This is a genomic window from Bradyrhizobium nivariense (genome assembly GCF_029846695.2).
GTDB lineage: Bacteria > Pseudomonadota > Alphaproteobacteria > Rhizobiales > Xanthobacteraceae > Bradyrhizobium.
In genome coordinates, this window is sequence record NZ_JARWCR020000036.1 from 39,619 (window position 1) to 60,906 (window position 21,288).

Genomic DNA, 21,288 nt, shown 5'->3' on the forward strand with positions numbered 1-21,288 from the left:
GGTGCCCACAAAAATGCAGATTCCGAATGGCAAGAACGCCACCCTCGACATTCAGAAGATCGAAGACTACTGCCTCCCTATTCGTTCCGCGCGATCGCCGTCAGCTTGGTCATGTTCCGCAGCAGGATGCGGCCGCGCTGGAGATCCAGGATCGCTTCCTTGCGCCAGGCCTGAAGCTGGCGGTTGACGCTCTCGCGGGCGGCCCCGACGAAGACGCCGAGCTGCTCCTGCGAGATGTGCACCTCCGAGCCGAAATCGGCGGCGAGCGCGCAAAGGCGCCGCGCGAGGCGGACCGGCAGCGGCTGAAGCATGGACTCTTCCATGCGCTCGCTCTGCCAGCGGATGCGCTGGCACAGCAGCGCGATGATCTTGATCCCGACCTTCGGCTCGCGTTCGAGGAAAGCGAGAAAGTCTTCGCGCCGCAGCACGAATAGTTCACTGGCTTCGCCCGCGGAAGCATCCGCGGTGCGGCTCTGGCCGTCCAGCACCGCGACCTCGCCGAACAGGTCGCCCGGCCCCATGAAGTTCAGCGTCAGCCGGCTGCCGTCGGAGACGCCGGTCTCGATACGGACCTGGCCTCGGCGCACGCCGAACAGCGCATCGCCCGCGTCGCCCTTCTGGAATAGCACCTCGCCGTTCCCCAGATGCTGGGTGTGGCAGAGATTCGACAGCCGCTGAAGCTCGTCCGCGCCGAGATCGGCGAACATCGCGTTCATCTTCAGGATGACCGCAAATTCGGCCTGCTTGCTCATTTCAATGTCCTTGTGAATTTCCTTGACCAGTTTCCTTGGCGAATCGCTTGGAACCATCAACATCAGGATCGCGTAAAACCGCGCCGGGGAAGTGTGTCACAAGTCACATAACTTTGCAGCACCCCCAGACTATTTTTACGCGCTTGGAGTCGCTTCCCGTCCGGGGATAAACTCAGGCGCAAAGGACGGGTGCAAATGACGGTCATCTGCCGGATTCGACGCCGATCGGCCGTCGTTGGAAAGTCGACATGAGAGCAGTGAAATTCGCCGGCGCGGCGGTGGCCGCCGTCATCGTCGTGATCGCACTCCTGCTGGTGGTCGGGATCCCCTCGGGCTTCCTGACCTCGACGATTGCCTCGCGGGTCGAGAGTGCGACCGGCTATCGCCTGTCGATCGACGGCACCACCAGGATCAGCCTGTGGCCGACACTGAACGTGACGCTGAACGACCTCACGCTTCAGGACCCCAAGGACCGCAGCGGCATCACGCGCCTGACCATCGACAGCGTGCAGGCCGACATGTCGCTCTCGAGCGTTTGGTCGGGCCGCCCGAAGATCAGCGAGCTCGTCGTCACCCATCCCGTGCTCTACCAGCCGCTGCTGCGTGAGCGCCTGCCGAATGCCGGCAGCGCGTCGAAGCCGATCGCGCTCGATACCGATGGCGCCGCCATCGACCGCATCAAGGTCACAGATGGCGAGGTCGCATTCGCGCGCGTGCGGGATCGCGTCGAGAGCCGCATCAGCGCCATCAATGCCGATGCAATTGTCGGTCGCGACCGCAAGGTCAACATCACCGGCACCGCGCGGGTCGGCGAGCATCCGACCAAGTTCGACATCAAGGCGACGATGCCGACCCCGCCAGCCGACCGGCCGACCATCCCGGTGGATTTCGCCATCGACATGCCTGATGTGCTGAAGTCTCAGCTCGCAGGTCGTGCCGAGATGCGGCTGAGCGGCGATGTCGTGATGATCAACGGCGTCAACGGCACGCTCGGCGATGGCGCGTTCAACGGCTGGGCCTCGGTCGATATCGCGAGCAAACCTCTGGTCAAGCTCGATCTCGACTTCCAGCGGCTCGCGATTCCGCTGGCGAAATCGCCGGAAGGCGCGTCCGGGCAGCCCTGGAGCGATGCGCCGATCGACGTGTCCGGGCTCAACTATGTCGATGCACAAATCAGGGTCTCCGCGAACGAGGCGGTGATCGGCGATACGCGCCTCGCTCCGCTGGCGCTCGATGCAAAACTCGCCGGCGGCGTGCTGAAGGCCGGCACCGCCAATCTCGGCGCCTATGGCGGCCAGGTCTCGGGCGAGGTGATCCTGGATGCGACCAGCGGCGCGCCGAGCTTTGCCATGCATTCCGACCTCACCGGCGTGCGCGCGCTGCCGCTGCTCCAGGGCCTTGCCGAATTCGACCGGATCGACGGCAAGCTGCAGGCCAAGCTCGCGCTGCGCAGTGCCGGCACCAGCCAGCGCGCCCTGATGGCGAACATGCAGGGCACCGCCTTCGTCAATTTCCAGGACGGCGCCATTCGCGGCATCAACGTCGCACAGATGATCCGCTCGCTGACGTCGGGCACGCTGTCCGGCTGGCAGGACAACCAGGACAACAGCAAGGAGCAGAGCACGGATTTGTCGCAGCTCTCGGCGTCCTTCCGTGTCGACAAGGGCCAGGCGGTGACCACCGATCTCAATCTGACCGGACCGCTGGTCCGCGTGACCGGCGCCGGCACGATCGCACTCGACACCAAGATGATGGGCTTTCGCGTCGAGCCGAAGCTGGTGATGACGACCGAAGGCCAGGGCCGCGCCTCGGAGCCGGTCGGCTTCGGCATCCCCGTGATGATCCAGGGCACCTGGTCGCAGCCGCGGATCTATCCTGACATGACCGGCATGCTGGACAATCCGGACGCCGCCTATGCCAAGCTGCGCGAGATGGGCAAGGGCCTGTTCGGAGCTGATGGTGCCGGGCTCGGCAATATTTTGGGCGGTCTTGGCAGTAACCTTGGCGGCAACCTCGGCCTCGGAGGGACCACCGCGCCAGGTGGCGGCAATGCGGCCGGCAATGCCAATCCGCAAACCCAGCAGCCGGGACAGAACAATCTGCTCGGCGGTCCCTTGGGCGAGGCGATCGGCAATCTGATCCAGCAGGGGCTTTCCAGTGGCGCGGGAAACGGCACTGGCACCGGCACTGGTACTGGCACCGGTAATAGCACCGGCCGCAGCCGCAGCCTGCCGGCAGCGCCATCCACATCCACACTGGTGCCGCAGGTCTCGCCCGCGTCCCCCGCCCTGGAGGACCCGCCGGCGGCGCAGCAGGACAGTCAGCCGATGAACGACGTGCTGCGGCAGCTCTTTAATCGGTGATTGCAGGACCAAAGCGCTGGACTCCAGAGCATCCCCTTACATCGGCTCGCCCGGCCGCGGCTTCCTCCAAACGGATGAGACTGCGACAATTCACCATCCTTCCGCCTGCCCCCAGCGGCCACAGCCGGTAACCACACCGACCGGTCAAGCAGTCCCTTGTCCAGTCCCTTGGCCCAAATTGTGGTAGAAGGCTCGCAGGGTCTGTACGGCCCGTAGCGCCGGCGTCGATGGCGGCGCGAGAGGATCGGGATGGCAGGAGAGAGCGACAAGACACGGTTTCTGCGCGAGGGCCTGTTCGCCAAATACGTCGTCTCCCTCGTCGGCCTCGTCGTGTTCGTGCTCGCCGTCAACGGCGCGATGGAGAGCTGGATCTCCTACCGCGCCACCAGGACCTCGCTGACCGACGGTCTGGAGGACAAGGCGCAGGCTGGCGCCCGGCGGATCGAGCAGTCGATCTCCGAACTCGAGCGCCAGATCAGCTGGGTGACGCGGGCGAGCCAGGACACGCTCGAGAAGCGCCGCGCCGACTACGCCCAGCTGCTGCACCAGGTCTCGGTCGTCAACCAGCTGTTCCAGCTCAACGGCGAGGGCCGCGAGGTGCTTCGCGTCTCGCGCCAGTCGACCACGACCGGCAGCAATGCCGACCTCTCCCGCGACATGCGCTTCACCGACACCGTCGCCCGCGGCGTCAGCTACGCGCCGGCCTGGTTCTCCGACCGGACGCCGTTGATGTCGATCTCGGTGGCGCATTCCGGCTTCAACGCCGGCGTCACCGTGGCCGAGATCGACCTCAGCTTTCTCTCCGACTTCCTGTCCGACGCCCAGGTCGGCAAGGCTGCCTTCGCCTATGTGGTCGATCCGCGCGGCCGCGTGCTGGCGACGTCCTCGAAAGGGCCCGATGTCGGCAAGGACCTGTCGAAGCTGCCGCAGGTTGCGGCCGCGGTCGCGCCTGGCCACGAGGGCGACACGTCCGGCACCGATTTCAACGGCCATTCGGTGATGAGCGCCGCGAGCACCGTGCCGAAGCTCGGCTGGAGCGTGTTGTTCGAGCAACCGACCACGCAGGCCTTGATGCCGATCCGCGACCAGCTGGTGCGCATCGCGCTGCTGATCGGCATGGGCCTGTTGGTCGCGATCCTCGCCGGCACGCTGCTCGCCCGCCGCATGATCATTCCGATCACGGCGCTGCGCGACGGCGCGCACAAGCTCGGCGAGGGCGATTTCAGCCACCGCATCGACGTGCACACCTCCGACGAGCTGGAAGATCTGGCCGGCCAGTTCAACCGCATGGCCGGCCAGCTCCAGGAGACCTATTCGGACCTGGAGACCAAGGTCGAGGAGCGCACCCGCGATCTCGCGCAGTCGATCAACGAGCTCAAAGTGCTGGAAGAGGTCGGCCGCGCGGTCGCCGCCTCGCTCGATCTCGACGCCGTGCTGCCGACCATCGCCGCCCGCGCGATCGAGATCACCCATGCCGATGCGGTGCTGATCTACGGCTATGACGCCGAGGTGCGCCGCTTCAATCTGGTCGAGGCCAACGGCATCGACAAATCCGCCGACGGCGCGCATGTCACCATCGAGCAAGGCGCGAACATCCTGAGCGACGCCGCCGATAGCGGCGAGCCGATCGCGCTAGCCGATCTCGACCAGGCCTCCGAGCAGCCGCTGCGCGACGTCGCGATCGAGGCCGGCTTCCATTCGGTGCTGGTGGTGCCGCTGGTCGACCAGCAGGGCACGCTCGGCTCGCTGGTGGTGCTGCGCCGCGCCAGCGGCGAGTTCGCCGCCAGCATCATCGGCCTGATGCGCACCTTCGCCAACCAGGCCGTGCTGGCGATGCGTAATGCGCGGCTGTTCACCGAGGTCGACCACAAGGGCCGCGAGCTCGCGGCTGCGAACGAGACCGTCCGCGCCCAGGCCGACAAGCTGCGCGAGCAGACCGAGCAGCTCAAGGACTGGAACAAGTCGCTGGAGGAGCGTGTCGAGACCCAGCTCGGCGAGATCGAGCGCATCCGCAAGCTCGAGCGATTCCTGGCGCCGCAGGTGGCGCAGCTGATCGCCTCCTCCGACAGCCCCGAGGGGCTGCTCACCAGCCAACGCCGCGAAGTGACCGTGGTGTTCTGCGACCTGCGTGGCTTCACGGCCTTCACCGAGGCGACCGAACCGGAAGAGGCGATGAACGTGCTGCGCGAATATCACGCCGCGCTCGGCACGCTGATATTCAAGTACGAGGGGACGCTCGACAAATATGCCGGCGACGGCGTGATGATCCTGTTCAACGCGCCGATCCAGTTCGAGGACCACACCAAGCGCGCCGTGAAGATGGCGGTGGAGATGCGCGACACGATCGGCCCGCTGACCGAGCGCTGGCGCAACCGCGGCCACAGCCTCGGCTTCGGCATCGGCGTTGCGCTCGGCTATGCAACGCTCGGCCAGGTCGGCTTCGAGCAGCGGCTGGAATATGCCGCGATCGGCAGCGTCACCAACCTCGCCTCCCGCCTCTGCGGCGAGGCCAAGGCCAACCAGATCGTGGTCAGCCGCCGCGTCTACGGCATCGTCGAGCCCTGGGTCGAAGCCGGCGCGCTCGATGATCTCCAGCTCAAGGGTTTTAACCACCCCGTGCTCGCGATGGAGATCTTGTCGTGGCGCGAGGAGGTGGAGAACGTGGTGGATGCCGCGGCGGCAAGGCGGCGAGGGTAGCCAAAACAAAAAAATGCGAAAACAACCCCATGCACAGTAGCCGGGGGCTGTGGAATCAATGACTTGCGCGGCACGCTACGAAGCCGCTTTGACACGTCCGGCAAAACACCGGCTGGACGGCATCATCGGCGATACAGCCATTACTCACACCCCGCGCTTCGGCCCGATTGCCTCGAACCCCGCCTTCTGCTCGTCGCTCAGGTCCGCCTCGAAATCGTCGAGCGCGTCACTGACGCCGTTCACCGCTTGCAGCATCGTCTCCAGCCGCGCCTTCACCGCTGTGAGGCGGGCTTGAGGCGTGAGCTCAGCCTTGGACGGACAGGCGCTCAGCGTCTCCATGGTGCGCAGCGTGGTGTCCTGGAGGACGTCGAGCCGGGCGCGGGCGGTATCGTCGAGCTTGAGCGTGGACGCGATGTCGGCCGCAGGCCATTGCTGCTGCACGAGCTGCTCGTATTGGCGCTGCACCTTCTCGTCGTAGCGGGGATCACTGTCCGCCTGGCAGGCCGATGCCGCCTGGGGATTCTTTTGCTGAATCGACGCGAGCGCGGCGCGACGGTCCGTGGCCAACCCATCGAACTTTGCCTTCTGGCCGTCGTCGAGGAGACCTTCGAATTTCGCCAGGGGCGGTGCGATGGCGTCCGTTGCCTTGATCACGGCCTCGAGGCGCTCGCGCATCAGGCCGAGGCGCTCTGATGCGGTCGCGGGCACCTGCGATGGGCAGACCGCACGAATGCTGTCGCGGGCAGCCAGCCAGGCGGCACTGAAATCGTCGAGTGCGGTGCGCTGCAATTCGTTCGGCTGCACCGCTGCGGCGATGCGATCCACCGGGAAGCCGGCGGGATCACTGACGTCGCAGATGTTTTGCGCCGACGGAATTTTGCGCGCGCGCCTGCCTTGCGGCGCGGTGTAGGCGGCAAGCTCCGTGGCGGCATAGGGCGCGAAGATCGCGGCGTAGATGTCGCCATAGCCGTAGAGCGAGATGCTGGTCGTATCGCCGAAGATGATTGCATTGGTGAGATCGTCATGGGCGAACGGCCAGAACACCGGGCCGGCCCAGCCGTAGCTGCCGTCGGGATGGCGCCACCAGCCCTGCGGCCGGCGGCCACCACGCCAGCCCGCCAGCGCAGCTTGCGCCGTGAGCGCCGCACGGAGGACGTAGGGATTCGCAGGCTGGGGATTGGCGGGCTGGCCACGCTCTGCGCCGCGAGGATCTTGCGACCTCAACGCGGCGGAGCGGTATCGGCCGCCCCGCACCGCCATGCGGGCATGGCGCAAGCGCGACAGGCCAATCACGTGGCCGACGGCAAAGCGTGCAACGCCGAGCGGGCCGCCGCGCAAGCCGAACTGCGCCTCGGCGCGATTTGGCAACAGCGCCGCCAGCATCACGAGGGTTGCGCCTGATAGCGCCAGCCCCAGCCTGGGCCCCAAGCGTGATCTCGACATGACCACTGACCTGTCCACCTTGGCCCTCCTCCGGCGCCAAGCGCGCATCGCGCCGCATCACGATGACGCGCAGGGGAACCAAAAGTTCCGGAAGCACACAGGGCAAAGCATCGCGGGCTGCGGGAGTCCCAACCGGCTGCGCCTTCGCGGAGAGAACCCCTCACCCCACCCTCTCCCCGTAAGAACGGGGCGAGGGAGAAGAACAGCGGGTCTAGACGGCAAGATTGCAAACGCAGCGGCGAAGCGCCGCCCTCACTCCGCCTTCTGCGGCAGCACAAAGGTCTGGCCGGGATAGATCAAATTGGGATTGTGGATCTTGGCGCGGTTGGCGTTGTAGATCACGGCAAAGCGGGCGCCGTCGCCATAAGCGAGCCGGCTCAGCGCCCACAGGCTGTCGCCGCGGGAGATCACCCGGCTGCCACCTGCTTCCGCGGCTGCACCGCTGATGACGTCCGCCGGCGACGCCGATGCGACCGCCGTGGCCGCGGGCGCCCGCGCCATGACCTTAGGTTTCGGTGCGCCCATCAGTCGGGGCCGGACCGCGGACCTGTCCGATACCGATGCCACGACATCCGACTTGTCATCAGGCTTCTCGGCCTTCGCCTCTTGCTTCGTATCTTGCCTCGCGGCCGGTGCGGCGCGCGCGGGCGGCGGCGCGGCTTCGGCGATCGTTACCGGCATGCTGCGGCTGGATTGCGTGACGGTGCCGTCAGGCGATTTCGCCCGCAGGGTCAGCTCATAGGAACCGGCAGGAAGCTGCGGCGGCGTCATCACGAACTGGCCCGACGCATCCGCCACCACCGTGTCGAGCGGCTTGCCGTCGCGCAGCAGCTCGACCTTGGCGCCCGGCGTCGCTTGGCCCGCGATCACCGCCGCCTCGCCGTGATTATCGACGCGCGCGACGTCGAAACGGGGACCGGTATCCGCAACCGCCGGCGGCGGCTTGACCGGCGCAAGATCGGCAAGCGCGGCCGTGACCTGCCTCTCGGTCTCGACCACCGCACCCGCCCGCGGCTCGGGGGCGGGAGACGCGGCCGGCGCCGGCGCGTTCGCGGCAAGCCTGGGCTCTTCCGGCTTGAGTTCCGGCTTGGAGGCGACCGAGATGTCGGTCTTCGCCCCGTTCGGCAGCAGGCGGCGCAGCTCGGCGGGGCCGATCACCAGCACGGTGCCCCCCACCGCGAGCAGACAGAGTGCAATGAAGGCCTTGGATGCGGTCACCATCGTAAACGAACCTCGATCAGAACGAACCCTGCAAATCAGCCGGGGGCGGCAGGTTGCGCCGTTTTGGCTACGGCAGCAAGACGGTCGATAGGATGATGAGCCAGCGCGCAAGGGATGAACCGGCGCCACCCCGCCGGCGTCAAATCATCGAGGCCGCATCGCGGCATTTTTCTTGAGGAATTTCCCCGTGAACGCATTTTGCCGTCCCGCACAATTGCTGGTGCTTGCCCTGACGCTGGTCGCAACTCCGGCGCTGGCCGCTTCCGGCCCGCCGCCTGGGTTCACTCTCAGCGACGATGCCGAACTGGCCTTCACCTCGCCCGACAAAACCACCAGGCTCGAGCAGTACATGAAGGACGGCGGAGATTTCGATATCAAATGGCAGGTCTGGGCGCGCAACGGCGAAGCGATGACCGAGCTGAAGCCGGAGCAGGACTATCCGGCCGGCTTCCGTTGGACCCCCGACTCGCAATGGCTGCTGCGGATGCAGAAGACCGGCTCCGGCGAGCAGGACCTCTATCTCTACCATGTCGAGAAAGGCGCTTTCGCGAGCGCAACGAAGACCTCGCTCAGCGATCTCGCCTGGGCCTATTTCCACAGCCGGCCGGACACCAGGAAGATGAAGCTCGACTACCACATCTCGGCCAATCTCGTGCAAGGCAGCGAAGAGGCCTATCGCGGGCTTGGCGTGCACTGGCCGGACAACCGTTACCTCGTGATCTCGTTGTCGGGCGAAATGGACAAGCATCCGAAGAACGTCGCCGTGAAAGGGCTGGCCGACTGGCGCTGCCGCTATGATCTCAAGACCGGGACCTTCGACGTGCCGGCGATGTTCGCCAAGACGAATGCGGAAGCGCTGAGATGGGAAATCCGCCGCTGAACGCACCCGGATCGTCGGGAACCAACCCGCTGATTCCGTTCCGATTCATGTTTTCCTAACCGTCGCTGGTAACGGGCTCTTGTCGGTTTTGCTGCATCTTGCATCCGACGGGAGGACTGCATGGGCACATCGATCCGGTGGAGCGCGCGCACGCGCGCGTTGCTGCGCCGTTGGCGCGGGGCGCCGCTGACATGGCTGATCATCGGCGGCTTCGTGCTGATGGCCGCAATGGCTATCGGCACCGCGCTCACCGTCGACCGCTTCCGGCAGAATGCGATCGAGAGCGGCCGCGACAGCCTGGAGAGCGCGGTCCGGCTGCTCGCCCGTCATTTCGACCGCGAGTTCGCGGACTTCGCGGTGCTTCAGAAGAGCGTCATCGCGGAACTCGAAAGCCACGGCATCGAATCGGCGGACGTCTTCCGCAGCGAGATGGGCACGCTCGCCATGCACGAAGAGCTGCGCGCGAAGGCGAGCGGCTGGTCCGATGTCGCCGGCGCCAACGTGTTCGACGCCAATGGCGTGCTGGTCAACTCGTCGCGGCGCTGGCCGGTCGCCGATATTTCGGTCGCGGACCGCGGCTATTTCAACCGGCTCAAGAACGATCCGATCGCACAGGAAGAGATCGAGGTCGTGCCCGGCCGGCTCGGCAATGGCCCGGCGATCGTGATCGCGCGCCGCGTGTCCGGCCTGCATGGCGAATTCCTCGGCATGGTCACCCGGGCGATCACGCCGGAGCAGCTCGAATCGTACTTCGCTTCGACAGGATTGGGCGAGGATTCCTCGATCGCGATGCACCACCAGAACGGCCAGCTGCTGGCGCGCATTCCTCATGTCGACGCGATGATCGGGCAGAATTACCGCACCGGCTCGCCCGAGCAGAAAGCCGTGTTCGAACGCAGCTTCGTCACGACGCAGCTCGCAAGCCCGATCGACGGCAAAGACCGCATCGTCGCTTCGCGCCTCCTCACCGGCGAGCCGCTGGTCGTGGTCGCGACCAAGTCGCTGGATGCGACGCTGGCGACCTGGCATACGCAAACGAAATTTTTCGTCACCGTCGCCGTGCTGTCGATCGGCCTGCTCGTGCTCACGCTCTATTTGATCTTCCGCCAGGTGACGCGCCGGCTCGCCGTGGAAAAGCAGCAGCTCGACACCGCGATGAACACCATGACGCAGGGCCTCCTGATGTTCGATCAGGACGAACGGCTGATCGTCTGCAACCGCCGCTACATCGAGATGTACGGTCTGTCGGCCGAATTGGTGAAGCCCGGCGCCTATTTCCGCGACGTGATCCGGCATCGCCACGACACCGGGTCGTTCCATGGCGACGTCGATTCCTATTGCGACGGCATCTTGAGCAATGCCGGGCAGACGCAGAGCACGATCGTCGAGACCGCGGACGGCCGCCTGATCGAGGTCAAGAACCAGCCCGGCGCCGCCGGCGGCTGGCTCGCGACCCATGACGACGTCACCCAGCGCATCCGTGCCGACGAACGCATCGCGCATATGGCGCATTACGACGCGCTGACCGACCTGCCCAACCGCGTGCTGATGCGCGGCCATCTGGAGCGCCGCGTCGCGGAACTCAGTCAGGGCAAGCCGTTCGCGATCCTCTATATCGACGTCGACGAGTTCAAGGGCGTCAACGATTCGCTGGGACACGAGGTCGGCGACGAGCTGCTGCGCCAGGTCGCGAACCGGCTGCGCGCGTGCGTCAGCGGCAACGACATGGTCGCACGGCTAGGCGGCGACGAATTCGCCATCGTCAAGGCCGGCAGCAGCGATCAGGCCGAGCTGACGGCCCTTGCCGAGCAGATCCTGACGGCGCTGCGCGCGCCCGTGAACTGCAACGGCCAGGAAATCCCGACCGATGCCAGCATCGGCATTGCGATCGCACCCGACCACGGCGACACCCTCGACGATCTGCTCAAGCGCGCCGATCTGGCGATGTATGCGGCGAAATCCGAGGGCCGCCGCACTTACCGCGTCTTCGCGCCCGAATACGACGCCAAGGCCCGGCAGCGCCGCCAGCTCGATCTCGATTTGCGTCAGGCGCTGCCCCGCGGCGAGTTCGAGGTGCACTACCAGCCGCTGGTCGATCTCGCCGCCAATGTCGTCACCGGCTGCGAGGCGCTGCTGCGCTGGTGCCATCCCGAGCGCGGCATGATCTCGCCTGCGGACTTCATTCCGGTCGCGGAAGAGACCGGCCTGATCGGCGAGATCGGCGAATGGGTGCTGAAGCAGGCCTGCACGGAGGCCGCCTCCTGGCCCGGCGACATCCATATCGCGGTCAACGTCTCGCCGGTGCAGTTCCGCTCCAGGACGCTGGCGCTCAAGGTCGCAGCTGCGCTGGCGGAGTCAGGGCTGGCGCCCGGACGGCTCGAGCTCGAGATCACCGAGACCGTCCTGATTCGCGACGATTCGGAGGCGCTGACGATCCTGCAGCAGCTGCGCGAGCTCGGCGTCCGCATCGCGCTCGACGATTTCGGCACCGGCTATTCGTCGCTGAGCTATTTGCACCGCTTCCCGTTCGACAAGATCAAGATCGACCGCAGCTTCATCAGCGACATCGGCGAACCTGAGGATTCCTCGCCGATCGTGCAGGCCGTGGTGCACATGGCCGCCGCCCGCCACATGGCAACGACCGCGGAAGGCGTCGAGACCGAAGCCCAGCGCGATGTGCTGCGGCAGCTCGGGTGCAGCCAGATGCAGGGCTGGCTGTTCAGCCCGGCCGTGCCGGCGGCGAAGCTGAAGCAGCTCTTGTCGGCGCAGGCGGTGGCGGCTTAGCCGCGCACGGTCATCTCGTACCCTCCGTTGGAGGGGTGTCGCAGAATCGGAAGGCTTTCCCGCTTCGAAATTCGGCCTTGCTGCGCCAAAAACGGGTCCAATCGTCACAGCCCCGTGACGGCCTGTCGCACTTGTTGTCATAGACATCCTTTCCAGCCGCCCGCCCGCCGTGCGTTCGCGCAAGCGCGCGCCGGCTTGGAGCAGGATCGGACAAAGAATCGCGGCTTCAGGAAATACGCCGGGCATTCGCGGCGCATAGAACATGCGCCGTTCCGTACAAATACGGACGACTGATCCAAAATCCGAGGTGATCAGGAGGAGCCACACCATGACCGGGAACACCGCACTCATGCGCAATCCCTCGCACAAGAGCTTGCCGCCCGCACCTGGCGCACAGCCAGACGACAGTTCGACGTCCGAGCGCCGCGCCGCCGACGCGGAGATGGCGCGCGTACTCAGAACCGAGCCGTTTCGCATGGCGCTGGACTCCTCCGGTGCCGGCATCGCGCACTGGAAGCATGATCCGCTGCACGACGTCGTCGAGCCCATGAGCCACCACGTGATCATGGCCTATAACGGCGTGATGCAGCGCATGGAGCGGCGCTCGGGAAAATCGGTTGCGATCGGCACGTTTCGTCCCGGGGCCCTGATTATCATTCCGGAAGGATCGAGCTCGCGATGGGATATCCCGAAGCCTGTCGACGTAGTTCAACTCTATCTTCCCGATGCAATCCTGAAGCGCGTTGCGGACGAAGCCGGGACCGCCGGACCGGCCGACCTGCTGGAGCGAACGGCGCATCCTGACCCCATCACGTCCCGACTGCTCCTGAGCGCGGCAGATACGCTGGAGGGCCATGGCGCGCTGGATACGCTATTCCGGCATCAATTGACCGATCTTCTGGCCACGCGCCTTTTGGCGGCGCACGCAGGCTCGCCCACCACGTTCCAACCGACCATGGGCGGGCTGTCGCCGAAGGTCCTGCTCCGTGCGATCGAACGATTGCGCTCCGACAGCGACGCGGACGTCTCGCTCGATGCGCTGGCGTCCGATGCCGGTTTATCGCGCTTTCATTTCTGCCGGTCCTTCAAGGAGAGCACCGGGCTCTCGCCGCATGCATGGCTGCGCCAGCACCGGCTCGAGCAGGCCATGAACATGCTGCGGGAGAGCGACGATTCGATCGTCTCGATCGCGGCCGCGCTTGGTTATTCCTCGCAAACCGCCTTCGCCGCGGCATTCAAGAAGCTGACGGATGAAACGCCGAGCGATTGGCGCAGGCGCGTGCGTTAGCAGCAATCTCTCGACAGGAACGGCAATCGCGCTGGGGCAGCGGCAAATCGGGTCGGCTACATCATCACCATGTCCAGACCAATCGAGGGAGACCAAAGATGACCTGGAAAAACTTCGTCAGCCGACGGCTGATTGCGTCACGCCGCCGAAGCCTCGCGACCGCAACCTTGTACGGACTCTCGCTGGCCGTTCGCTTCACGTCGGCGACGGGCGAGGAGGTGGAAATTCCGGCGTACTCCATGCACCCGACCTACCCGCTGGTTTCCATCATGACGCGAAATGGCCCCGGCCTGCCCTATCAGGACTGGGGTCCAATGGAGCCTCAGCCGCTCGTCCTTCGCTACAGCCTGCCGCCGCGTTCGCCGCTGCAACGCTGCATGGCGCCTTAAGACCAGCGATCGAATCCACCTCTTCGTGCCGCTGCCGGACGCTGCTCTCAACGCAGCAACGCGGTCGCGTGCGAACTTTCGACAAGCACAAACAAGGAGCAAACCCATGCGAATCATCATCATCGGCGCCGGCTTCGCCGGCATGTACGCCGCGCTTTCCGCAGCGCGCCAGCGCGAGATCCAGGGCGTCTCGCCAGAGCAGCTCGAGATCGCGCTGGTTGCCCCCTCGCCTGTGCTCGTGGTTCGCCCGCGGCTCTATGAAGCGAAGCCCGAGACCCTGACGGCGCCGCTGCTCGATGTCCTCAAGGCCATCGACGTCGCCTATGTGCAAGGCAGCGCCGAGACCATCAACATCGAAGCTCGAACGGTGCAGATCGCTACCGCCAAGGGCACCAGGAAGACGCTCTCTTACGATCGCCTCGTCGTGGCCACCGGCAGCCGGCTGTTCCGTCCGAACATTCCGGGCCTCGCCGAGCACGGCTTCAGCGTCGACACGATCGACGATGCGGTTGCGCTCGACAGGCATCTGCACGGTCTTCCGGAGCGGTCCGCCGCGAACGGACGCAACACGGTGGTCGTCGCAGGCGGCGGCTTCACCGGGATCGAGGCGGCCACGGAGATGCCGGCGCGGCTGCGCGATATCTTCGGCAAGGACGCCAGGCCCCGCATCATCATTGTCGAGCGCAACAATGCGATCGCACCCGACATGGGCGAAGGCGCCCGCCCCATCATCGAGGAAGCCCTGCGCAAGCTCGGCGTGGAGACGCGGCTCGGCGCCGGTGTCGCCTCGCTCGATGAATCCGGTGTGACGCTGTCGAACGGCGAGCGCATCGAAACCGAGACCGTGATCTGGGCGGCGGGCATTCGCGCCGCGCCGCTGACCGCGCAGATTCCCGCCGGGCGCGACAATTTCGGGCGGTTGCTGGTGGACCGCGATCTGCGCGTGCCCGGTGCCGCGGGCGTCTTCGCCACCGGCGATGCTGCGCGAGCCGCCTGCGACGATGACGGCAATCACGCGCTGATGTCGTGCCAGCACGCCACGCGGATGGGCGCCTTTGCCGGCAACAACGCCGCGGCCGAGCTGCTGGGCGTGCCGACGAGGCCCTATCACCAGAAGGCCTATGTCACCTGCCTCGACCTCGGCGAAGCCGGGGCGCTGTTCACGCGTGGATGGGAGCGCAAGGTCGAGATGGTCGGCGCGACCGCCAAGAAGACCAAGCAGGAGATCAACACCGTCTGGATCTATCCGCCGAAGGCGGAGCGCGCCCTGGCGCTCGCGGCGGCCGATCCGGAGCGCGTGACCAGCCTCTAACGCGCGAAGCGATGACGGCCGCGCTCTCCTGGCGGCGCGGCCTGCTCAACAGACCAGCCGGGAGCCTTTAACCTTGAAACAGGAGACCAACATGAATCTGCACAACACCTCATATCCCGTGACATCGGGGCCCGAAGAGCTCGTTCCGTCGCGCTACGCGCTGAAGATCGGCGAGATCGACGTGCTGGTGGTCAGCGATGGCGTGCTGCCGCTGCCGACCAAGATGCTCGCGCACAACGCCGACCCGGCGGTCCGGGCGACCTGGCTGCACGACATGTTCCTGCCGCAGGATGCTTTCGACTGGGCGCTGAACGCCGTCATGGTCCGCAGCGGCGGCAAGACCATCCTCATCGACGCCGGACTGGGGTCCGACCCGAACCTGAACTTGCCGCGGGCCGGGCAGTTGATCAAGCGACTGGCGGCCGCGGGTATCGATCTTGCGTCCGTGACCGATCTGGTGCTGACCCATTTGCACATGGACCACATTGGTGGGCTGCTGGTCGACGGGGTGAAGGAGCAGCTGCGCAAGGACCTGCGGATCCACGTCGCGGCCGCCGAGGTCAAGTTCTGGGAAGACCCTGATTTCTCCCGCACTGCCATGCCGGAAGGGTTCCCGGACGCGCTGCGATCGACCGCCAAGCGGTTCGTGAAGGAGTACGGCCGTCAGCTGCGGCTGTTCGATGACGAGCACGAGATTGCGCCTGGCGTCATCGCGCGTCGCACTGGCGGCCACACCCCCGGACACAGCGTGGTTCGCATGGCGTCCGGCGGTGACGCGCTGACATTCGCCGGCGATGCCGTGTTTGCCGTCGGGTTCGAGCAGCCCGACTGGCACAATGGTTTCGAACACGACCCAGAGGAGGCCGCGCGCGTTCGTGTCCGTATGTTGCGGGAGCTTGCCGAGACCGGCGAGATGCTGGTGGCCACGCACCTGCCGTTCCCGTCCGTGGGCCGGGTCGCCGTCGACGGCGACGCCTTTCGTTGGGTCCCGGTGTTCTGGGACTACTGACCGCTTGCCGGGCTAGAGCCGAAGCAGGGCGCGGACTGATTGAATGGACCCATGTTGTATGGACTCATGGCATCGATGAGTTCGCGCCCTTGAAAATTGGATCAAACATCGACCCTCGCGGTTATCGCCCCGCTGAGACGGCTGGAACCCGGTCGGCGGGCGTCAGCCAGCATTGCGTCACGTGCAGCGCAGGCGGCTTCTCGTCTGCGCTCTTGCGCGCGCGAGATCGAGCGAGGCGATATGGCGATCGTGGCATTCAGGATGATCCCTCTCGTAGCTGTTGTCGCCATGATCGGCCTGTCCGCAAAAGCCCGCGACGACGGTCGCTATGCAAACTCTCCCCTCAAGGGCTGGTTCGAGAGCCTGCGCAGCAAGGGCGGCGGTCCGTGCTGCGCCGACGCCGACGGCACCGCCCTCGACGATGTCGATTGGGACACGCGAGACGGACATTATCGCGTCAGGCTTCTGGGCGACTGGATCGAGGTGCCCGACGATACTGTGATCACCGAGCCGAACCGCGCCGGTCGCACCATGGTCTGGCCGTATTACGTCAACGGCCGCGCCATGATCCGCTGCTTCATGCCCGGCAGCATGACTTGAGGTTATGCAGATTGGTAAGCGTGGGGTAGCCGCGCGGCTGCGCGAAGCGCAGTCCCGCCCGGCTCAACCGACCCTCTTTTTTCTTGCCGCGGATAGAGAAGTCGCGGGTTTGACGCAGGCGAGCCGGACTGGGTTGGATCACGGAGATCGGAGCAGCCTAAAGACGCGCGGGCTCACTTTGCCTGCTTGGCCGCACGGATCTCGGCGAACTCGGCGTCGGGATGGGTGACGATGGTGGCGAACATGATGCCGCTGATGATGAGGGACCAGGCGGTGTCCCAATAAATCCAAAACACGTGCCAGCCTCCGTTTCGATCTGCTCCGCCCGCGGGATCAGGGTAACGGCAAGGCGGGGCCGCCGTTCCCAGAGCGAGCGCGGCGCGAGCGAGGCGCTATTTTGGTTTGGTCGGCGCGGAGTTGCGATCGGTTTGGCCGGTGTGGCGCTTTGCCACGACGTCCTCATCGCGCTCGCCCTGATGCGGGCGCGGCGGCGGCTTGGGCTGGCCGGCCTGACCGCCATGCTTGCCGCCCATGTCGGGCTTACCTTCGAGATCGTTTTCGCGGGGGCATGCCGGTCAATGCGCTCGCGCGGCATCGGTTCGTTTCGCCTGTGAACGAGTTCATAGGATCGCCGCGGTTTGCAGTGCACGATCGCAAGGCACGCTCCCCGGGAGCATTCAGATTCATATGACGGACGGATTCGGCCCGATGCGGAAACAACTCGTCGCCTGGACGATCCTGACCTGCGCGCTGCTCGCGGTCACCGTGTGGACCGTGCTCGGGCCGCCCGACCACACGTCCGGCGCGCATCCGCCCTCCCGCACAGCGGCGGTGCGGTAGACCTCCCACCGATACCATTTCGGCATCGATCGATCCCAATTGGAATTTGGTGCGGCGGGGCGGCTGCCGCTATCCTCGCCGGCAAAACGACAATGCCGCACCGGCTTCCAGGAGGACCCCATGTTGAAACCGACCCGACGCATTGCATCCGGCGCGCCCCGCGCTGCGATCGCCACCACCCTCGCTTTCCTCACTCTCATTTCTGGAGTCCGCGCCGGCATGGCCGAGACCTTCGCCTATGTCGGCAACGCCGATAGCAACGACATCAGCGTGTTCAAGATGGCCGAGAGCGGGGAGATGACGCCCGTGCAGACGGCCGCCTTCACCGGCGTCGAAAAGCCCGGCTCCTCGACGCCGCTCGCGATCACGCCCGACCACCGCGTGCTGATCGCCGGAATCCGTTCGCAGCCGTTCGTGGCGGTGAGCTTTGCGATCGATCCCAAGACGGGCCAACTCAGCCATATCGGCAACGGCCCGCTCGCCGACAGCATGGCCAATATCGCCTTCGACCGCGGCGGCAAATTCCTGTTCAGCGCCTCCTATGGCGGCAACAAGGTCGCGCTGAATCCGCTGCTCGCCAACGGCGTTGCGGGCGAGCCGAAGCAGGTGATCCCGACCGGGCTGAACGCGCACGCCGTCCTGCCCTCGCCCGACAACCGCTTCGTGTTCGCGACCAATCTCGGCTCCGACCAGGTGCTGGCCTTCGCGTTCGACGCCACGACCGGTACGCTGACGCCGAGCGATCCGCCAACCCACAAGGTGCCGGAGAAATCCGGGCCGCGGCATTTCGTGTTCCACCCCAACGGCAAATTCGTCTATCTCGTCCACGAGCTGAACGGCGACGTCGCGGCGTTCGCCTACGAAGCCAAGAGCGGCGCATGGGACGAGATCCAGCGCACCACCGCGCTGCCGGAAGGGTTTTCCGGCAAACCATGGGCCGCCGACATCCACATCAGCCCCGACGGCCGTTTCCTCTACGCATCCGAGCGCACCACCAACACGCTCACGGCCTACAAGGTCGATGCAACAACCGGCAAGCTGACCACGATCGGCAGCGTGCCGACCGAGAAGCAGCCGCGCGGCTTCCACATCGATCCCAGCGGGCGCTACCTCGCCGCGGTCGGCGAGCTCTCCGACAGCATGACGGTCTATGCCATCGACCAGAGCAGCGGCGCACTCGCCAAGCTGAAATCCTACGCCACCGGCAAGAAGCCGAACTGGGTGGAGTTCTTGAGCCTGCCGTGAGATTGCTCTCCCCTGGAGGCTGCGGGATGAGCTCGGCCTGCATGGTTCGAGACGCCCGCTTTGGCGGGCTCCTCACCATGAGGGTCTGATAGCTCGCCGCGAAGCACGACCTCATCCTGAGGGCCCGCCGCAGGCGGGCGTCTCGAAGGATGGCCGCAAGGACGGTGGAAGACAGCGAACCTTGGCGCCGGTCCCGAAGACTAATTCACGGGCGGCATCGCGCCGCCCGTGCTTGCTGCGGCATTCTCATTCGGCCGGCCCATGGTCCGCCGCGGTTGCTTCTGCTATCGATGAGGCCGTCACGGCCCCAACCGGAATGACCGATGCGTCCTTTGCCTGCGCGTTCCTTTTCCCGACATTTCGTTGCGCTCACCGGACTGCTGTTGCTGTCCGCCCAGCCCGCGCCTGCCGCCGATGACGACGCGCCCAAGGGGCCGGCAGTCACGGTGCTGAAGGTCGCAAAATCCTGTTTCTCCGACATCGTCGAGGCCACTGGCACGATCATCGCGCGCGAGGAAAGCTCCGTGCGGCCCGAGCGGCCCGGCCTGAAGGTGACGGAAGTGCTGGCGGAAGCCGGCGAGACCACCACCGCCGGGCAGGTGCTGGCGCGGCTGGCGCTGCCCGAGGGCGGCACGCTTCAGGTCACCGCCCCCGTGGCGGGCGTGATCGCGACGTCGACCGCGCAGATCGGCAACCTCGCCTCGGCCAAGGGCGAGGCGCTGTTCACGATCGTGGCGCGCAGCGAATACGATCTCGTCGGCCTCGTCGCGACCAGCGATATGCGCAAGCTCGCGGTCAACCAGCAGGCGACCGTGCGCATCGCCGGCGCCGGCGATATCGACGGCAAGGTGCGCCGCATCGGCCCGACCGTCGAGCCGAACATCCAGCAGGGCATGGTCTATATCGGCATCTCGTCGCAGAAGCGGCTGTTGCTGAATGCGAGCGGGCGCGCGCTGATCAAGTCCGGACAGAGCTGCAACGTCGCGGTGCCGCTGACCTCGGTGCAGTATTCCTCCGCCGGCACCGTCGTGCAGGTGATCCGCCGCAACCGCGTCGAGACCAAGCGCGTCGAGGTCGGACTGATGTCGGGCGGCAATATCGAGGTCCGCGACGGCCTCAACGAAGGCGATATAGTCGTCGCCCGCGCCGGCGCGCTCCTGCGCGAAGGCGACCCGGTGCGCACGGTGATGGCCGCGGAAGCAGCGAAGTAGGTAAAGTGGCTCGTGTCCCGGACGCGCTGCAGCGTGCAACACTGCTGCGCAAAGCCGGGACCCATCGCTTGATGTGCGGTTAAAAAAATCAGGCCCCGGCTCGGCGTCGCATCATCATGTGATGCGCCGTGTCCGGGGCACGCGACTTCGCAGGACTTAAGAAAAACTAAAGCGCGATGAGATGAGGATGAATCATCATCGCGCTTTAGGTTGTTGTTTGAGCATGATCTTTTCGGAAAGCCGCTTCGCACTTTTCCGGATCATGCTTTAGCCGCCGGCTTCGCCGAAATGGACGTCTTCGAGCAGTGAGGAGGAGACGGACGGGACCTGGTCGCCTTCGCTGGCACGGGAGATGGCAACACGGGTCTTGTTGAAGACGCTCTCGGCGCTGCCCTGCGCATTGAGGTTATTGAGGAACTCGCTGACCAGCACACTGTGCTCGCCCTTGCCGTCGTCGACGACCTTGCCGGGCGAGGCCGAGGAGAGGATCAGCGCATTGTCCGTCGCGCTGATCGGCGCGAGGCCGTGGCTGTAGGAGCGGAAGCGGCGCTCATAGGGATTGCGGCGGGAGGCGTCGACCACGACGAGCTTGGCCTTGGCGCCCTGCTCCTTCATCATGTCGAGCACGCCGTCGATGGAGACGCCCTGGCGGCGGACATCGTTTTCCCTCCAGATCACGGCATCGACCGGCAGCATGTAGCTCTCGCGCCCGGCCTGCACGCCGTAGCCGCCGAAGAACAGCATGACGACGGTGTCGCGCTTGATCCGGGACTTCAGGCGATTGACGGCGCGGACCATGTCGTCCTTGGTCGCGTCTTCCACCATGTCGACGTCAAAGCCGCTCTTGCGCAGCGACGAGGACAGCGCGCGGGCGTCGTTGATCGACTGCGTCAGCGGCGCGTTGGCGTCGGGGTAATGTCCATTGCCGATGACGAGGGCGAGACGCGAGGCCTGGCCGATCGAGCCGGTGACCTGGTCGGTCGAGACGGCCTTGGCGGCATCGAGCGCCCGCATGTTGAGAGCAGCATGGGCGCCGATCACGAGGGACACCGTGCCGATGAGGGCTGCGGCGACCGCGATCGTGCGTCGGGAAAGGTCGAGCTGCCTTAAATTCATCTCGGTTCGTTCCTGTGCCAAAGACCAGCCAAGCGCGCGCACACTGTTTGAGTAGCGCGATTGCGTCTTCAGGTTTGAGGGATTGGCCGGGGTGTGCCCCCGAATTGCGCGCAATTTGCGGCGCCGCACCAAACAAAC

General features: G+C 65.8%; 18 protein-coding genes. 13 read left to right on the forward strand and 5 right to left on the reverse strand.

From position 1 onward, the window contains the following. Nucleotides 1-77: 77 nt before the first annotated feature. Nucleotides 78-752 (reverse strand): Crp/Fnr family transcriptional regulator, encoded by a 675-nt coding sequence (locus QCM77_RS26225; RefSeq protein WP_279685487.1) that lies wholly within the window; start codon nt 750-752, stop codon nt 78-80. 248 nt (nt 753-1,000) lie between these two features. On the opposite strand from QCM77_RS26225, the gene QCM77_RS26230 reads away from it, so the two are divergent. After that, on the forward strand, nt 1,001-3,115 hold the full coding sequence (locus tag QCM77_RS26230; protein ID WP_279685488.1) for an AsmA family protein: 2,115 nt from the start codon (nt 1,001-1,003) through the stop codon (nt 3,113-3,115). 249 nt (nt 3,116-3,364) lie between these two features. Then, the gene (locus QCM77_RS26235) at nt 3,365-5,812 is read left to right on the forward strand and encodes an adenylate/guanylate cyclase domain-containing protein (RefSeq protein WP_279685490.1); all 2,448 of its coding nucleotides are present in this window, start codon (nt 3,365-3,367) and stop codon (nt 5,810-5,812) included. Nucleotides 5,813-5,956: 144 nt separating this feature from the next. On the opposite strand, the gene QCM77_RS26240 is transcribed toward QCM77_RS26235, so the two are convergent. Further along, nucleotides 5,957-7,255: a Spy/CpxP family protein refolding chaperone gene (locus QCM77_RS26240; RefSeq protein WP_279685492.1), complete on the reverse strand. Its 1,299-nt coding sequence runs from the start codon at nt 7,253-7,255 to the stop codon at nt 5,957-5,959. Between the two features lie 252 nt (nt 7,256-7,507). Next, on the reverse strand, nt 7,508-8,476 hold the full coding sequence (locus tag QCM77_RS26245; RefSeq protein WP_279666963.1) for a LysM peptidoglycan-binding domain-containing protein: 969 nt from the start codon (nt 8,474-8,476) through the stop codon (nt 7,508-7,510). 187 nt (nt 8,477-8,663) lie between these two features. Here QCM77_RS26245 and QCM77_RS26250 point away from each other — a divergent pair, with 187 nt between their 5' ends. From QCM77_RS26250 to QCM77_RS26280, 7 genes are all read left to right on the forward strand, one after another. Further along, nucleotides 8,664-9,356: a TolB-like translocation protein gene (locus tag QCM77_RS26250; RefSeq protein ID WP_279666961.1), complete on the forward strand. Its 693-nt coding sequence runs from the start codon at nt 8,664-8,666 to the stop codon at nt 9,354-9,356. Nucleotides 9,357-9,476: 120 nt separating this feature from the next. Beyond that, nucleotides 9,477-12,140 carry a bifunctional diguanylate cyclase/phosphodiesterase gene (locus tag QCM77_RS26255; protein ID WP_279685493.1) on the forward strand — a complete coding sequence of 888 codons (2,664 nt, stop codon included), beginning with the start codon at nt 9,477-9,479 and terminating at the stop codon, nt 12,138-12,140. A 328-nt stretch (nt 12,141-12,468) separates the two neighbouring features. Further along, nucleotides 12,469-13,428, forward strand: coding sequence for a helix-turn-helix transcriptional regulator (locus QCM77_RS26260; protein ID WP_279685494.1), 960 nt, complete (start codon nt 12,469-12,471; stop codon nt 13,426-13,428). A 98-nt stretch (nt 13,429-13,526) separates the two neighbouring features. Continuing rightward, entirely contained in the window at nt 13,527-13,817 is a 291-nt protein-coding gene (locus QCM77_RS26265; RefSeq protein WP_279666956.1) for a hypothetical protein, read from the forward strand. Between the two features lie 106 nt (nt 13,818-13,923). Beyond that, entirely contained in the window at nt 13,924-15,129 is a 1,206-nt protein-coding gene (locus QCM77_RS26270) for an NAD(P)/FAD-dependent oxidoreductase (protein ID WP_279685495.1), read from the forward strand. A 91-nt stretch (nt 15,130-15,220) separates the two neighbouring features. Then, the gene (locus QCM77_RS26275) at nt 15,221-16,138 is read left to right on the forward strand and encodes an MBL fold metallo-hydrolase (RefSeq protein WP_279685496.1); all 918 of its coding nucleotides are present in this window, start codon (nt 15,221-15,223) and stop codon (nt 16,136-16,138) included. A 240-nt stretch (nt 16,139-16,378) separates the two neighbouring features. Beyond that, nucleotides 16,379-16,738: a hypothetical protein gene (locus QCM77_RS26280; protein ID WP_279685498.1), complete on the forward strand. Its 360-nt coding sequence runs from the start codon at nt 16,379-16,381 to the stop codon at nt 16,736-16,738. Between the two features lie 173 nt (nt 16,739-16,911). Here QCM77_RS26280 and QCM77_RS26285 read toward each other — a convergent pair whose 3' ends face one another. Beyond that, the gene (locus QCM77_RS26285) at nt 16,912-17,034 is read right to left on the reverse strand and encodes a hypothetical protein (RefSeq protein WP_279666951.1); all 123 of its coding nucleotides are present in this window, start codon (nt 17,032-17,034) and stop codon (nt 16,912-16,914) included. A 132-nt stretch (nt 17,035-17,166) separates the two neighbouring features. On the opposite strand from QCM77_RS26285, the gene QCM77_RS26290 reads away from it, so the two are divergent. The 4 genes from QCM77_RS26290 (at nt 17,167) to QCM77_RS26305 (ending at nt 20,034) form a co-directional block, all read left to right on the forward strand. After that, the gene (locus tag QCM77_RS26290) at nt 17,167-17,352 is read left to right on the forward strand and encodes a hypothetical protein (RefSeq protein ID WP_279685500.1); all 186 of its coding nucleotides are present in this window, start codon (nt 17,167-17,169) and stop codon (nt 17,350-17,352) included. Nucleotides 17,353-17,446: 94 nt separating this feature from the next. Continuing rightward, nucleotides 17,447-17,578 carry a hypothetical protein gene (locus QCM77_RS26295; RefSeq protein ID WP_279666949.1) on the forward strand — a complete coding sequence of 44 codons (132 nt, stop codon included), beginning with the start codon at nt 17,447-17,449 and terminating at the stop codon, nt 17,576-17,578. A 120-nt stretch (nt 17,579-17,698) separates the two neighbouring features. After that, a complete protein-coding gene (locus QCM77_RS26300; protein WP_279666948.1) occupies nt 17,699-18,823 on the forward strand; it encodes a lactonase family protein in 1,125 nt (374 codons plus the stop codon). Nucleotides 18,824-19,146: 323 nt separating this feature from the next. Then, nucleotides 19,147-20,034 (forward strand): efflux RND transporter periplasmic adaptor subunit, encoded by an 888-nt coding sequence (locus QCM77_RS26305; RefSeq protein ID WP_279666947.1) that lies wholly within the window; start codon nt 19,147-19,149, stop codon nt 20,032-20,034. Nucleotides 20,035-20,301: 267 nt separating this feature from the next. Here QCM77_RS26305 and QCM77_RS26310 read toward each other — a convergent pair whose 3' ends face one another. Further along, nucleotides 20,302-21,150: a caspase family protein gene (locus QCM77_RS26310; RefSeq protein ID WP_279685502.1), complete on the reverse strand. Its 849-nt coding sequence runs from the start codon at nt 21,148-21,150 to the stop codon at nt 20,302-20,304. Nucleotides 21,151-21,288: the final 138 nt, after the last annotated feature.

Coding starts and splice junctions, on each gene's coding strand:
- QCM77_RS26225 (WP_279685487.1), bottom strand. CDS start 752: ATGAGCAAGCAGGCCGAATTTGCGGTCATCCTGAAGATGAACGCGATG.
- QCM77_RS26230 (WP_279685488.1), top strand. CDS start 1,001: ATGAGAGCAGTGAAATTCGCCGGCGCGGCGGTGGCCGCCGTCATCGTC.
- QCM77_RS26235 (WP_279685490.1), top strand. CDS start 3,365: ATGGCAGGAGAGAGCGACAAGACACGGTTTCTGCGCGAGGGCCTGTTC.
- QCM77_RS26240 (WP_279685492.1), bottom strand. CDS start 7,255: ATGTCGAGATCACGCTTGGGGCCCAGGCTGGGGCTGGCGCTATCAGGC.
- QCM77_RS26245 (WP_279666963.1), bottom strand. CDS start 8,476: ATGGTGACCGCATCCAAGGCCTTCATTGCACTCTGTCTGCTCGCGGTG.
- QCM77_RS26255 (WP_279685493.1), top strand. CDS start 9,477: ATGGGCACATCGATCCGGTGGAGCGCGCGCACGCGCGCGTTGCTGCGC.
- QCM77_RS26260 (WP_279685494.1), top strand. CDS start 12,469: ATGACCGGGAACACCGCACTCATGCGCAATCCCTCGCACAAGAGCTTG.
- QCM77_RS26265 (WP_279666956.1), top strand. CDS start 13,527: ATGACCTGGAAAAACTTCGTCAGCCGACGGCTGATTGCGTCACGCCGC.
- QCM77_RS26270 (WP_279685495.1), top strand. CDS start 13,924: ATGCGAATCATCATCATCGGCGCCGGCTTCGCCGGCATGTACGCCGCG.
- QCM77_RS26275 (WP_279685496.1), top strand. CDS start 15,221: ATGAATCTGCACAACACCTCATATCCCGTGACATCGGGGCCCGAAGAG.
- QCM77_RS26280 (WP_279685498.1), top strand. CDS start 16,379: ATGGCGATCGTGGCATTCAGGATGATCCCTCTCGTAGCTGTTGTCGCC.
- QCM77_RS26295 (WP_279666949.1), top strand. CDS start 17,447: ATGCGGAAACAACTCGTCGCCTGGACGATCCTGACCTGCGCGCTGCTC.
- QCM77_RS26300 (WP_279666948.1), top strand. CDS start 17,699: ATGTTGAAACCGACCCGACGCATTGCATCCGGCGCGCCCCGCGCTGCG.
- QCM77_RS26305 (WP_279666947.1), top strand. CDS start 19,147: ATGCGTCCTTTGCCTGCGCGTTCCTTTTCCCGACATTTCGTTGCGCTC.
- QCM77_RS26310 (WP_279685502.1), bottom strand. CDS start 21,150: ATGAATTTAAGGCAGCTCGACCTTTCCCGACGCACGATCGCGGTCGCC.